10 protein-coding genes and 2 pseudogenes are annotated in these 13,995 nt (G+C 52.0%); 5 read left to right on the forward strand and 7 right to left on the reverse strand.

The window, feature by feature from the left end; all coding sequences use genetic code 11:
- Positions 1 to 13: 13 nt before the first annotated feature.
- Together ACLJPQ_RS03610 and ACLJPQ_RS03615 are read right to left on the reverse strand one after the other, a co-directional pair.
- The gene (locus tag ACLJPQ_RS03610) at positions 14 to 2,743 is read right to left on the reverse strand and encodes a sigma 54-interacting transcriptional regulator (RefSeq protein WP_001031469.1); all 2,730 of its coding nucleotides are present in this window, start codon (positions 2,741 to 2,743) and stop codon (positions 14 to 16) included.
- 166 nt (positions 2,744 to 2,909) lie between these two features.
- On the reverse strand, positions 2,910 to 4,880 hold the full coding sequence (locus tag ACLJPQ_RS03615; RefSeq protein ID WP_080184586.1) for an autotransporter outer membrane beta-barrel domain-containing protein: 1,971 nt from the start codon (positions 4,878 to 4,880) through the stop codon (positions 2,910 to 2,912).
- A 310-nt stretch (positions 4,881 to 5,190) separates the two neighbouring features.
- On the opposite strand from ACLJPQ_RS03615, the gene ACLJPQ_RS03620 reads away from it, so the two are divergent.
- Entirely contained in the window at positions 5,191 to 6,438 is a 1,248-nt protein-coding gene (locus tag ACLJPQ_RS03620; RefSeq protein WP_080184587.1) for a mechanosensitive ion channel family protein, read from the forward strand.
- 41 nt (positions 6,439 to 6,479) lie between these two features.
- Here ACLJPQ_RS03620 and pheP read toward each other — a convergent pair whose 3' ends face one another.
- Positions 6,480 to 7,874 carry a phenylalanine transporter gene (pheP, locus tag ACLJPQ_RS03625; protein ID WP_000786291.1) on the reverse strand — a complete coding sequence of 465 codons (1,395 nt, stop codon included), beginning with the start codon at positions 7,872 to 7,874 and terminating at the stop codon, positions 6,480 to 6,482.
- Positions 7,875 to 8,199: 325 nt separating this feature from the next.
- On the opposite strand from pheP, the gene ACLJPQ_RS03630 reads away from it, so the two are divergent.
- Positions 8,200 to 9,375, forward strand: coding sequence for a DnaJ family molecular chaperone (locus ACLJPQ_RS03630; RefSeq protein WP_001033459.1), 1,176 nt, complete (start codon positions 8,200 to 8,202; stop codon positions 9,373 to 9,375).
- A gap of 78 nt (positions 9,376 to 9,453) precedes the next feature.
- On the opposite strand, the gene rclC is transcribed toward ACLJPQ_RS03630, so the two are convergent.
- From rclC to rclA, 3 genes are all read right to left on the reverse strand, one after another.
- Positions 9,454 to 10,014, reverse strand: coding sequence for a reactive chlorine resistance membrane protein RclC (gene rclC, locus ACLJPQ_RS03635; RefSeq protein WP_080184588.1), 561 nt, complete (start codon positions 10,012 to 10,014; stop codon positions 9,454 to 9,456).
- Positions 10,015 to 10,026: 12 nt separating this feature from the next.
- A complete protein-coding gene (gene rclB / locus ACLJPQ_RS03640; protein ID WP_000922173.1) occupies positions 10,027 to 10,263 on the reverse strand; it encodes a reactive chlorine resistance periplasmic protein RclB in 237 nt (78 codons plus the stop codon).
- A gap of 156 nt (positions 10,264 to 10,419) precedes the next feature.
- Positions 10,420 to 11,745, reverse strand: a complete 1,326-nt coding sequence (gene rclA, locus ACLJPQ_RS03645) for a reactive chlorine resistance oxidoreductase RclA (protein ID WP_080184589.1) — start codon at positions 11,743 to 11,745, stop codon at positions 10,420 to 10,422.
- Positions 11,746 to 11,960: 215 nt separating this feature from the next.
- Here rclA and rclR point away from each other — a divergent pair, with 215 nt between their 5' ends.
- The gene (gene rclR / locus ACLJPQ_RS03650; RefSeq protein WP_000339618.1) at positions 11,961 to 12,815 is read left to right on the forward strand and encodes a reactive chlorine-specific transcriptional regulator RclR; all 855 of its coding nucleotides are present in this window, start codon (positions 11,961 to 11,963) and stop codon (positions 12,813 to 12,815) included.
- Between the two features lie 50 nt (positions 12,816 to 12,865).
- Here rclR and ACLJPQ_RS03655 read toward each other — a convergent pair.
- Positions 12,866 to 13,131 (reverse strand): annotated as a pseudogene (locus tag ACLJPQ_RS03655) (efflux RND transporter permease subunit); the annotation flags it as partial.
- Between the two features lie 3 nt (positions 13,132 to 13,134).
- Here ACLJPQ_RS03655 and ACLJPQ_RS03660 point away from each other — a divergent pair.
- Both ACLJPQ_RS03660 and ACLJPQ_RS03665 read left to right on the forward strand, forming a co-directional pair.
- Positions 13,135 to 13,509, forward strand: a pseudogene (locus ACLJPQ_RS03660) (ATP-binding protein); the annotation flags it as partial.
- 235 nt (positions 13,510 to 13,744) lie between these two features.
- Positions 13,745 to 13,954, forward strand: coding sequence for a hypothetical protein (locus ACLJPQ_RS03665; protein ID WP_020898505.1), 210 nt, complete (start codon positions 13,745 to 13,747; stop codon positions 13,952 to 13,954).
- Positions 13,955 to 13,995 lie beyond the last annotated feature (41 nt).

Consider the following 13,995-nt stretch of genomic DNA (forward strand, 5'->3'; position numbering starts at 1 on the left):
TGAACTACCGCGCCTACCAGCGAAAATCCTCTATCCGTAATTCGAAAATATCGTGAATATAGCCAATTTCTGCTACCGGCAGCGCCACGTTATAAAGAATTTTCAACCGCTGAAACGAATGATTTACCATCGCGATAAATTCACCATGCCGCTCATTAAATTCCGTCATGTTTTTATAGTGGGTAATTTCATTGCGCATGACCAGCCGCTCAATCATACAGCTCAAATGAACATATAAACTAATAATCAAATTATTATTAAAGCTGAAGCCCAGCGTATTTTGCCATTCGGCAATAATCGTTTCGATATGCCCTATCGTCTTATTGGCATTGAGAATGGTCAGCGAATTAACCACATTATGCAACGAAAATTCGCGAACCATATTTTTATTAATTAACGCAATTTGTTTATCGTTAAGATAACCGCTTAATAACTGACTTAAATGCGCATACCCCTGCTCGCCAAGCAGCTCTTCAATCCCCACCCAGGGAACGCCCGCCAGCTGCGGGTCAATGGTGCCGACAACCGCAATCACTTCATACTGATTCAGCAACGAGGCCGCCATCCGGCTGTTTTTCAGGCGAGTATATTCACAGGCGATAATATTAATATCAAAGTCGGTCAACTGACTTTTTTCCATCAAATTTTTAAATTTAAACGCCGTCCCGATGCCGGTAATACAGGTCACCAGCAGCGCGCGTGCTTTTTTCTGCTCGGGCCAGAAGACATCCCAGCGCGACTGATTTAACGGGACGATCTCTTCGGCGATCTGTTCGATGTTTTTTTGCAGCGCGATCTCGCTGGCCACGTTCAGCGCCAGACGCGTCGTAACGTTATCGACCACCACCAGCGGGCCATGAATTACGCTCAAAAGCGCATCGGCGATCTCTTTGGTGTATCCCATATCGATCAGCACCATGACGCCTGCGCGGGTATCCGTATGCTGGAGATAATCGACAATGGCCCGGCTGACATCGCTAAACGCGACCTCCATCGGCATATCCATCGCATGATAAATCTTTTCGCCAATCAGACGGTTCGCCACGCCTGCAATGCTGCTGGCGGTCGAATAACCATGCGCGATGATAAGCGCTTTTACCTTACCGCCGCTGGTGGCGTCAATGGCATTACTGACGATGGCCGCCACGACCAGTCTGTCGAGCGTGTCGATTAACAAATCATATTTATTATTTACCACGTCCAGCAGTTTTTGCGCCACACGCTGCGCCAGCCCCGGCGCCTCCTCCAGCCAGCGCAGCATCACATGGCGAACCGATGGCGACGCCTCCACCGGCGTTAACGGCAGGCTGGTAAGGTAACGTCCGGTGAGATAAGCGAATTCCGCATTCAGTTCGAGATCGTAATGTGCAGCGATCGCTTTCCCGACATCTTCGATAAAACGCAGCCGCTTGTCCTGACGAGCGCGAGGGCTCTCTTTATTCATTAAGGCATCGAGATATAACGTGAGGTTTTGATAGACCAGCTTGTCAAACGTCCGTGCGGAAATATTCTCCTGCGCCAGCTCTTCGCACAGGCCGCAAATGTTTTCCGTCAACCGTAAATATTCCTGATGCTGACCGGAAACTCGCGGAAAAACGCCACCTTCGCGATAAATCATGACGCGTTCCGCCGTCTGCGGAACGGTAAAGGGCACCTCCATCAGCAGACGATCCGGCAGTTGCCCGGCTTTTACTTCCAGTACCCCATCGTCACGCTGGCCGAAAGTCCAGGCGCTGGCGCAAATATTACGAATGAGATTTTCCAGGCCGCCGACATTCCCTTCCAGGGTCTCCTGCATCAGTTGGCTGATAATTTCACTATCCAGCGACAAATCGTGATGAAGACGCTGCGCCTCGCGACGAAAAAAATGGTGAATAAACGCCAGCCGCTCATATTGTCCGCGTTCGGCGATAGGCAGAATTTTGACAATGACCGGTATCCGGCGAATAAATGTCGCCAGAAAGTGCTTTTCCAGATCTTCGGTAGAGGCGAATATCAGACGTACCGTGGCGCTGCGTTCATCGCTGCTTTCGCCTAAGCGACGCCAGGTGCCGTTATCCATAAAATGGAACAGTTTTTCCTGCCCTTCCGGCGGTAGACGGTGCACTTCATCGATAAACAATACGCCGCCATTACTGGTCTCAATTAACCCGGATACCGCTCTGTCTGCGCCGGTAAAAGCACCTTTAGCATGACCAAATAATTTTGACGTCAGCAATTCCGGGTTATTAGCGTATTCGGCGCAGTTAAACACGGTAAAGGGCGCCTCCGGGGGCAAAATGCCCTGCTCGATGGCATACTGCCAAAGTTGACGCGCCAAAAAACTTTTTCCTGTCCCCGTCGGGCCGCGCAGCAGCAAAGGCAAGCCCGCGCCGGGATAACTGATCGCCGCCTTACACTGACGCAGGGACTCCTGCAAGCTGCCCTGTGCGCCAATGAGCAGCTCCAGACTGTCCTGCCGCTCCGCGCACAGCGCCTGAATGGACGCGTAATCCCCCTGCCGAACCGCCAACCGGTGGTGACGACGTAGCGCCTCGACGGGCAGGAACAGCACCGGGCGGCTATTCACTTTGACCACCCGCTGCTCACGATGCAAGTTATTAAGATGGTGACTAATAATGCTGCGTTTTTGCCTGAGACTGTCGGCAATCGCCATTGCGCTAAACCCGCTTAACGCGTCGGCTGTTAGTGAACATCCGGCCAGCCGTAGCTCCAACTGACGAAATATGGACTCTTTATTCATACCTGCGCCCCGCCAAAAACGTAAACTCCGCTTATACGATAATTTACAAACGACGTCACAGGCTTCACCCACATTTTTGAAAATACTTACTTTTTATAAAACTTACCGTTGCGCTTTCGGCTCATCGTGTCACGAACGAACGGGGTTGGCCCTCCCTGGCGTGTCATCAAAATTGGGCGCTAAACCCAACGTTATAACGGGTTTGATTGCCATCGCTTAACCCTGCCGTTTGCGCCAGCCCGGCGAAAGCGGACACCGTTGCCGACAGCGGAAAATCTGCGCCAATCGCGATATCAACCCAGTTTTTATCCTGCGCTTTTCCGTCGCGGCTAAACGTCAGCGCGGTCGATTTAAGGCCGCCGTTCGCCACATACGTATCATCGCCAAACTGACGGCGATAATTAATCTGCGCCCAGGAGTGAATGATGCTGTGGCGAAGATCCAGACGCCAGCCAGCGCCACCCACCTGCGAATGGGCGTTTTGGTCGCCAAAACGCATTGATGTACTGGTATTGAGCTTCTCGCTATAGCCATTAACGTGGCTGTAATCCCATGCATATTGCAGCATCGGTCCGGTCGTTAACCACGGCATCATGACAAAATCATAACCGCTGGTTAACCTCGCGCCCCACAGCTGCCCGTTGGTTTCGCCCTCTTCCACCCGTCTTAGCGCACCGAGCGTGATACTGCGCTGAATGTTACTGAATTTAGCGGACAGGTAGTGTAAATCGCTATCCAGCCACGCCTGACCGGCGCGTAAATGGCTGAATACGGCGGCCTGAAAACCGCGGGCGTCATAACGATAATTATCGTCAGGATGTTGCTTATCCAGAGAACCGGCTATCAGCCCTCCCAGCAGTACCTGCTCGTTAAGCTGATAATCGACGCCAACCGTCAGATTATTATGATTACCGTTCCCGTCGGCCTCATTATTATCATAACGTTGATATCCCCCGCTGTATCCGCCGAACATACCCAGCGAACCGACAGGGTTTTCCCCCTGGCGAAGCTGCTGATAACGGCTGTCAAGCGTGGTACGACTGCCTTGCGCCATCGACTGAACGCTTTGGTTCAGGTATGTCGCCTGTACCGGCGCGGCAATGATCGACTGGATATATTGCGCAATAATGGTATGGACCTGCGGACCGGGATGTAAATGATCGGCAAACAGATAGTCCTGCGACGCATTAAATCCAGGCATCGCCGAGGAGCACGCCGAAGCGGATACGCCAGGCGGGCAGGCCATACCTACGGTATTTGTCAGACCAAACGCCTGCGGGTTGGCAAGAATTTCCTTAAAGAGGCCGTTGATATCGGCACGGGCTATATTGCCGCCGTGTTGCTCCAGCCCCTTCTCTTCCATCTGATTATAATAATCGGTCAGAGCTGACGCCTGCCCTGCCGCCTTTTCATAGCCCGCCAGCAGTTGCTCAACGAGCAGTTGCTGAATAAATGGATTGCTGCTTACCGTTGCAGCCGCCGCCAGCAACGCCTTGCGGATCGCCTGTTGCCGACTGGCGAAATCGGGCGTAGCGCCCTCCGCCAGCGCCTCTAACGCCGCTTTTAGCGCCGGGGGCGCCGCTGCGCCCAGCCCGGCGGTGATTACCGCCTCCAGAAGCATTGGCGTCGCACTAATATCCGGTACGTTTGGCGCCACGACCAGCCCGGCGCCGGCATCCAGTAACATCCCTACCTGCGCCGCCGCGCTAGTGGCGCTATTACCGGCTATTTGCTGTGCCATGGCAGGTCGCGCGATGGCCGCCGCCAGATCGTTTCCGCCGACCCAGTGAATATACAAACCGTTGTGGTCGGCTTTTCCCCCCGTTTTGGCAAGCCACTGCCGTACCTGATCCGCGGTATTATCCTGTGGGTTTAATTCCGGGGTCGCCGTCGCGCCGCCGGCGGCATAATTAGAACCGCCATTGCTGGAAGGGCTTAATGCCAGCCCATATCGTTCGGCCAACTGTTCGTCGTAGAGCTTATTTTGACCACTATCCCAGGTCCAGCGACCGTTATTTCCGGTATCGCTAAGGCTATCGCCAATTACCGTAAGAGAGTCAAACGCACAGGCAGATAATGGCGCAGCCAGCGCCAGCGAGAGTATGCCGTATTTTAGCAGGGTACGCTTTTGGGTCATCCGATGTTCCTTAATGTTATTGTTGATAGGTACGACGGTGCTAATCATTATCCGACAGAGATATTGCAATCGTTTTAAACATTCTGGTTAAAAAGTTTTCATTCATTGTTGACGTACTGGCGCCTGTTCAAAAAGAGGGAACCGCGTAAAATAACGACGTTTATAGGGCGCTGGATAAAATATAGCGTATGGATAACCCCAGAGGCGCTTTTACCCGTCTGTTGCTGATTATGCCTGAAGCGCAGGCGTCCTGATTTGCATAAATGCCATTCAGCAGTCATCATAGGCTGCTGTTTATAAAGGAGAGATTATGCAGGAATTGATATCCCGGGTAGAAGATTTAGCGGGAATTGAAATGAATCACACCACGTCGCTGGTGGTGATATTTGGTATTATTTTTCTGACAGCAGTTGTCGTGCATATTATTTTGCACTGGATAGTACTGCGCGCTTTCGAAAAACGTGCCAGCGCCAGTTCCCGCCTGTGGCTGCAAATTATTACCCAGAATAAATTATTCCATCGTCTGGCTTTTACGCTGCAAGGCATCATTGTCAATATTCAGGCCGCGCTCTGGCTACAAAAAGGCAGTGAGGCTGCGGATATCCTGACGACCTGCGCGCAGTTATGGATTATGACCTACGCCCTGCTGTCGTTATTTTCTCTGCTGGACGTGATTTTCAATCTATCGCAAAAATGGCCCGCCGCCTCTCAGTTACCGCTAAAAGGAATATTTCAGGGCATTAAGCTCATCGGCGCAATTATCGTCGGCATTCTGATGATCTCACTGGTGATTGGCCAATCACCAGCAATTTTAATCAGCGGGCTGGGCGCGATGGCCGCGGTATTAATGCTGGTCTTTAAAGACCCGATTCTTGGCCTGGTTGCCGGTATACAGCTTTCCGCCAACGATATGCTCAAACTAGGCGACTGGCTGGAAATGCCGAAATATGGCGCAGATGGCGCGGTCATTGATATTGGCTTAACCACGGTAAAAGTACGCAACTGGGATAATACCATCACCACCATTCCCACCTGGTCGCTGGTTTCCGACTCGTTCAAAAACTGGAGCGGCATGTCTGCGTCCGGCGGACGCCGGATTAAACGCAGCATTAATATTGACGCGACCAGTATCCATTTTCTGGATGATGATGAAAAACAGCGGCTGTTAACCGCGCAACTGTTAAAGCCGTACCTTACCTGCCGTCATCAGGAAATCGATGAATGGAATAAACAACTGGATGCGCCGGAATCAGCCTTAAATCACCGCCGAATGACCAATATCGGGACATTTCGCGCCTATCTGAACGAATATTTACGCCACCATCCGCGCATCCGTAAAGATATGACGCTGATGGTACGCCAACTGGCGCCTGACGATCATGGTTTGCCGATAGAGATCTACGCCTTTACCAATACCGTCGTGTGGCTGGAATATGAGAGCATCCAGGCCGATATTTTCGACCATATTTTTGCCGTGGTGGAAGAGTTTGGCTTGCGTATTCATCAGACGCCGACCGGCAGCGATATTCGCGCGCTGTCAGGGACATTGCGGCATTAATGGATTGCCCGATCGCATGAGCATGGGATCGGGCAAAAAAGTTAATGAGCCTTACGGCGCAAAACGGTAAACGCGATAAACAGGAATACAATCCATACCGGCAGCAAAATCGCCGACAATCGCATATCGTCCATCGTACACATTAACACCAGAATCAGCGCCAGAAACGCAATGCACAAATAGTTTCCGGCGGGATAGAACAGCGCCTTAAATTGCGTCTCGCGCCCTTTACGACGCATCGCCGCGCGAAAACGTAAATGCGCGAGACAAATCATTATCCAGTTTAGCAATAGCGTCGCGACAACCAGCGCCATCAACAGACTAAACGCTTTTTGCGGCAACAGATAGTTGATCAGCACCACCAGCGAGGTAATCGCTCCGGAAAGTATCAGCGAGTTCACCGGCACGCCGCGATGGCTGACGCGGGTTAAAAATTTCGGCGCATTGCCTTGTACGGACAGGCCGAACAGCATTCGGCTGTTCGAATAAACGCCGCTGTTATACACCGAAAGCGACGCGACCAGAATAACGAAATTCAGCGCCGAAGCCACCACATTACTGTCCAGGTTATGGAAGATCATCACAAAAGGGCTGCTATTGGATTTCACCTCTACCCACGGATAGAGCGCCAGCAACACCACCAGCGAACCGATGTAGAACAGCAAAATACGGTATACCACCTGATTCACCGCTTTCGGGATGCTTTTTTGCGGATCGCGCGCTTCCGCCGCAGTAATGCCGATCAGCTCCAGTCCGCCAAAAGAAAACATAATCACCGCCAGCGACAGAAGCAAACCATGCCAACCGGTAGCGAAGAAACCGTTATAACGCCAGAGGTTATCAATGCTGGCATGTTCGCCGCCGTGGCCGGAGAACAGCAGCCACAGACCAAAACCTATCATGCCGATAATCGCCAGCACTTTAATGAGCGCGAACCAGAATTCCGTTTCGCCATACAGACGAACGTTCACCAGATTCACGGCATTAATGATAATAAAAAACACCGCCGCCCATACCCATGTTGGTACGTCAGGCAGCCAGTACTGCATATAGATACCCGCCGCGGTCAACTCCGCCATCCCGACCAGCACAAACATGACCCAATAGTTCCAGCCCGACAAAAAGCCCGCAAACGGCCCCCAATATTTCCAGGCGAAGTGGGCAAACGATCCGGAAACCGGCTCTTCCACGACCATTTCACCCAACTGGCGCATAATGAGAAAAGCGATAATCCCGGCAACGCCATAGCCCAACAAAACAGCCGGCCCCGCCATTTGAATCGCCGGGCCGATGCCCAGAAACAGTCCGGTGCCAATGGCGCCGCCCAGCGCAATTAACTGAATATGGCGGTTTTGCAACCCCCGCTGAAGCGTCGGTTCATTCTTCGACGCGGCATCCGACACGCTGGCGCCGGATGCAGTTGACGCGTTTTTCACGTCCTACCCCTGTATCGTTTTTATTGAGGGGCACCTTTTAACATTTCGCTCTCGCTGCCGCAAGGCGCAATCGTTTGTCAAGGCTCAACTCCGGACGTTAACGTTATCGTGTAAAAAAAGATGTCGCGGGGAGTAAAAAGAAAAGAGTGCGCGCCGATATAGAACGTTACGGGTGACAGACGCCGAGTATAAAATATGTGAATAACTCTGGACGAAAAGTACGACACCCTACAGAATACATTTAGTATTTTTTCAGTATTTTCAAAAAGGTGAATCAGACCTGGTATCTGTTATCCGTTTTTGAGCCACGCCAGGCATCAACGTCATGAATAAGATCATCAAACGTTTAGAGATCATCAAAAGCGCCATTGAACTTGAGGACGAAGAGATTATCCGTCAGCAGCTCATCTACCTGAAAAATGAGCCGCAGGATGCCGTAATCAGCGCGATTGCCCAGGCGATTGAAGCTCGTCGATTCAGTGACGCCATGCAAGAGATCGCCGCCTGGCTACAGGCTCAACGGGCGCTCTCGACGTGGCAAGATCCCTCTATTGCCGCCAGTAAACTGGAGCTGAAAGCACTTGAAGCCCAACTTCGCGATCTGATTGACAAACGAAATGCGCGGGTTCAAATCCTCGACGATTTCAACGACCTCTATCATCTGCGCCTCGGGCCGTTGATGAGCCGTATTCTTGAGTTGCGTAAACAGCTCGCGGTGAGTATGCAGCGTAAGCAAGAGGCCGAAATAAAACGCCGGGAAAAGGATTATCAATCCTGCCTGCAATTTATTTCCCAGGCCGTGGATCAACTGGCAACGCTAAAACAACAGTGGACAGGATTGAATGCCGCCTCGCGCGAAGCGGTGGGCATCCGTCAGCGAATCCAGCAGCAGACGGAGTTAATCACCGCGTTGCTGGCGGAAATTCGCGAGCTGGAAGCGGATTTTTCCCATCAGGACGACAGCGCATTCCGCCAGGCGCAGGAAAATGCGGAACAGGACTATCACCAGTACCGGGAGCAGCAGCAGGAAGCGCAATTCCGCTACACCCGCGATCAACGTTTGTCGGCTGACGAACGCAGTGAATTAAAACGTTTGTGGCGCCAGGCCAGCCGCCTGTGTCACCCGGATGTGGTCGCCGATGAATTGAAAGAAAAAGCGCACCAGATGATGGTACAGCTTAATCAGGCGCGGCAGAATGCCGATCTGGCGGCAATTCGCGCGTTATTGACGCAGCTGCAAAGCGGTCTGGAACCGATGATGGCAAGCGACAGGCTAAATAACCTGGAACATCTGCGCCATAAAATACGCCAGCTCCGCACGCAAATCGACGCGCTGTTGAAAGAGATAACGCAACTGGAAACGGAAAACGCCTGGCGGCTCGCCTCTTCCGTTGCGGATAAGGAAGCCTATTTCTCCGAGCAGGAACGGGCGCTAACCGAAATTCGCAATACGCTGGAGGCGCAGGTTCAACAGGTGGAACAGGAACTTCTGTCAGGGTAGTCCATCATTCATCAACACATTGTCGGATGGCGCAAGCGCCACCCGACGAATCGCGGCATAAAGAGGGTAAGAGGGTCGCTACTGTCGCTGTAAAAGTAACGAACGGGCGGAGTCCGCCATGATCATCACCGCACCTGCCAGCATTAACGTATCTTTTAATACCAGCCGTCCGGCGCCCGATAAATACGGAAAACCATAATGCGCATCGCCCAGCGGCATAACCCAGGCCTCCGGCGTAGTGATTAAAAACGACAGCGTGACAAATGGCGTCAGGAATGCCAGCACGCCGCCTGCCAGCCCTAACCAGCGGCTGACAGGGTTAGCCAGTACCAGCGCCGCGATAATCAATTCCACCACGCCCAGACTATCCGAAAACGCATACGTATTATTGGCCGTTTGCCAGGCGCGTTCCTCCGGTTTTAGTTCGCCCTCATGAGTCAGATGCTGACGATATTCTTCCGGATGTTCATAGAAAAAAGACATAAACGGGCTGTTCGCTACAAACGGGGTAATACTGTCTGCCTCATAGGGCACAAATTTTAGTAGTCCAATCCAGATAAAAACGATGGCGATACTCAGGCGAATTAATGTTAATCCCAGCCGATCCCCCTGACTTAACAGACGAAGATATTTATCCATCTCAGGCTCTCCTTACTTATATAAAATCGCAGTGGCGTAACCCGTATTATCAATACGCATTGACGTAATTTTCCATGACGACGCCTGTTTACTTTGCGCCAGTCTGGCAATAGCGTCTTCAAGCATTGACGGCGTTGCTGACACCGCAGAAACGCTGATATATTCAACGTCAGTTAGCGGCTGGGCGGAGACGGAAAACGCCAGCGGCGCAGCCAATAATGAAGCAATAAGTGTGGTAACTTTTAACATCGAGATTTCCAGTCGTGGGTTATTTCAATGGTGTTATAATACGTTACGCCTGACTAAAGCCTTTTCTTTCAGACGCCAGCATATTTGTTCTGGCGTATTTTTATAGCCTGACAGGCAAAAAAAAGCCCTGATTAACAGGGCTACGTTATTTATGTTTTACTTAATGAGAGAGAAGAGATCGTTTAAAGACTCACTCATTGTAGGATGGGTAAATATCTGGTCGCGTAACACCGTATAAGGTAAATCTGCATCCATAACGGTTTTAACGATATTAATCATTTCATGAGAATCAACGCATAACAATGACACCCCTACAATACGCTGCGTATTCACGTCCACTACCGCTTTTAGTACGCCACGGGTATCGTTCATAACACGGGCGCGAGGGATCGCCGCCACCGGTAATGTCACCACCTGCACCGTTGCGCCGCTTGCCCGCGCTTGTTCTTCCGTCAGCCCGACACGAGAGAGCGGCGGCGTCATAAAGACGGAATACGGAACATTCTGGCGATCGCGGGTACTGCGTTTGCCATCTCCCAATAACCCGTCGCGTACAATACGAAAATCATCCAGTGAAATATAGGTAAACTGCAACCCACCGGTAACGTCGCCCATCGCCCAGATATTGTCCGCCGTGGTACGCAGGTAATCATCCACGATGATCCCGCCGCGTTTGTTCACCGCCACGCCGGCGTTCTGCAACTGTAAGCCAGCCGTCGCCGGTTTTCGCCCCGACGCCACCAGCAGGGCATCCACAAGATGCGCGCCTTCCGGCGTTTCTACTTGTACCGCGCCCTCCTTTGAGGATACGGCCTGTACGTTGGCGTTTAAAATCAGCTCGACGCCCTTTTCCTGTAAAATGCGGGTAATTGCCTGCGCGATATCCCGATCTTCACGAGGCAGGAATTGCGGCGCTGCTTCAAAGATAGTGACCTTCGTACCAAAGTTGGCGAACATTGAGGCAAATTCAAGGCCAATATAACCACCGCCTAAAATCCCCAGCCGCGCCGGACGCTGGCTCAGGCTGAGTAGCCCGGTGCTATCGAACACCCCTGCCGTCGTTGTTAAGCCCGTAATAGCCGGGATCACCGGCTCTGCGCCAGTATTAATGAAGATCTTTTCTCCCCGTAACACCCGCTCGCCGTCCGCCTGAAATACCCGTAAGGTATGGTTATCAATAAACTCCGCCCTTCCCTCAATCACATCGACATTGTCCAGGTCGGCAAGATTATGAAAATTTTTGTCGCGTAAAAAATTTACGACCGCCGCTTTGCGTTGCATGGCGACAGAAAAATCGCCCTCACGTTCCGCGTCATGCACCAGCGTTTTCGTTGGAATACAGCCAATGTTGATGCAGGTTCCGCCAAACATACTCGCGGACTGTTCGATAATCGCCACGCGCCATCCCGTCTTCGCCAGAGTTGCCGCCAACGTTTTTCCTGCCTTGCCAAAACCAATAATGAGCGCCTGATACTGTGTCATCTTCTTTCTCCGCCAAATCACCATCTGTTTGTCAGGACAAGTATAAATAACGTCAAAAAAGACAGGGTTATCCGCAACGCGTCATTTTTTGTCTTATCGTCTAAATTGGCGGTTAGCAAAAAGAAGGGTAGAAATGACATTGAGTCCGAAATATAGTGATCAGAGACAGAAATGGTTATCCCTATTTTTGAAAAAGAATCTGTTCTGGAGTCTATATGGATGCGCTTAGTCGGCTATTGACGCTTAACGCCCCTCAGGGCTCAATCGACAAGAATTGCCCGTTAGGCGGCGACTGGCAGTTGCCGCACGCCGCTGGCGAACTATCGGTGATTCGCTGGCATACCGTTACGCAGGGCGAAGCGCAACTGGAAATGCCTACCGGCGACGCCATGACGCTTACGCCGGGAAAGGTGGTGATTCTGCCGCAAAACTCCGCCCACCGTTTGCGCCAGTCTGGCGAAGCACCGACACATATCGTGTGCGGTAGTCTACGTCTGCACACGACGTCACGTTATTTCCTTACCGCGTTGCCGGAAGTGTTATGTCTTGCCCCGCCGCCGCATAGCCCCGCCAGTATCTGGATTAACGCCGCCATTTTGCTGTTACAGCAGGAGTCAGAACGCCATTTACCTGGCGCTGATGTCTTATACAGTCAGCAGTGCGCCACGCTGTTTACCCTCGCCGTTCGCGACTGGCTATCGCAGGCTGGCACAGCGAAAAGCGTGCTCAATTTATTGCTGCATCCCCGGCTGGGCCGCGTGATCCTTCACATGCTGGAAACACCGGCGCATCCCTGGACGGTCGAAACGCTGGCGCAACGGGTACACATGTCGCGGGCGAGCTTCGCCCAGCTATTTCGCGACGTGTCCGCGACGACGCCCTTAGCCGTGTTAACAACGCTGCGCCTGCAAATCGCCGCCCAGACCCTGTCGCGTGAAGCGCTGCCAGTGATGGTGATTGCCGAGTCGGTAGGTTATGCGAGCGAATCTTCTTTTCACAAAGCTTTTGTCCGTGAATTCGGTTGTACACCAGGCGAGTACCGCAAACGGGTCAACGCGCTCGGACGATAAACGTATACTGAACCCGCCTACAGTTTGACGCCGCAGGCGGGCGACACACGTTATGCCGCAAGGCGACGATGCCTGCGCAGCCACATCAGCTTGTAGGCTGCCGGAATGATAAACAGCGACAGCAGCGGCGCGGTAATCATGCCGCCAATCATCGGCGCTGCAATACGGCTCATCACCTCAGAACCCGCGCCGGTCCCCCATAAAACAGGCAGCAGACCGGCGATAATCACCGCTACCGTCATGGCTTTTGGCCCCCCCGGAGCACCGCCCCGTGGTAAAGCGCCTCATCGAGTTTTTCTGCCGAAAAGGTGTTGGGAGCTTGCGCTTTGAAGGCCGCGCCTGCTGAATCACCGGCGCTCCCATCATGCTACGCAGAGCGATCAGTAATTTACTCTCTAATACGATGCGCTATACGCCGCCGGGTAAAACCATTACTCTTAGGATAAAAGAAGCGGACGACCAGATACATATTATTGTTGAAAACCCCGGTACGCCAATCGCGCCGGAACATTTGCCGCGCCTTTTCGATCGTTTTTATCGCGTTGATCCCTCCCGCCAGCGTAAAGGGGAAGGCCGCGGTATAGGCCTGGCAATTGTAAAATCCATCGTCATTGCGCATCAGGGAAAAGTTTCTGTCACCTCCGATACGCGCGCTACTCGTTTTATTTTGACATTACCCAAACACCTCCGTTGAACTGTAGCGATAGTGAAAGGCGCTATCACTAGCCAGCAAAATAATCTGATATAATCGTCATTATCCTGTCACGCGCCAGACCCAACGACTGTTTTATTATTTCTCTTATTAACCCACACCGGAGAAATAAGATGAATAAGTTTACATCCCTTTTAGCTGTCGTTTTTTTATTTCAGCTGGCGTAAAAGCCGCAGAGAAAATAGAATCCCGCCAATTATCCGCCACGGCGCATGAGATGATGAATAACGGTGACGCCTTCGCGCACCAGCAAATGGCTCAGACACAGAAACCCAGCGCCCTGACTACAGTGGAAAATGCGACACCCTTTTCTGAAATGGACGACCATGAAAAAGCAATGGTCATCCATCAATCGATGAATAATGCCCATTCTTTCTCCCACGAGATCCAGGCTGAGGAGCACCATAAACAGATTAAACGCAATTAGTTATTTGCATATTAGCGTCACGTACTGCGGATGGCGCAACG

Source organism: Salmonella sp. SAL04213 (assembly GCF_046550535.1).
GTDB classification, from domain to species: domain Bacteria; phylum Pseudomonadota; class Gammaproteobacteria; order Enterobacterales; family Enterobacteriaceae; genus Salmonella; species Salmonella enterica.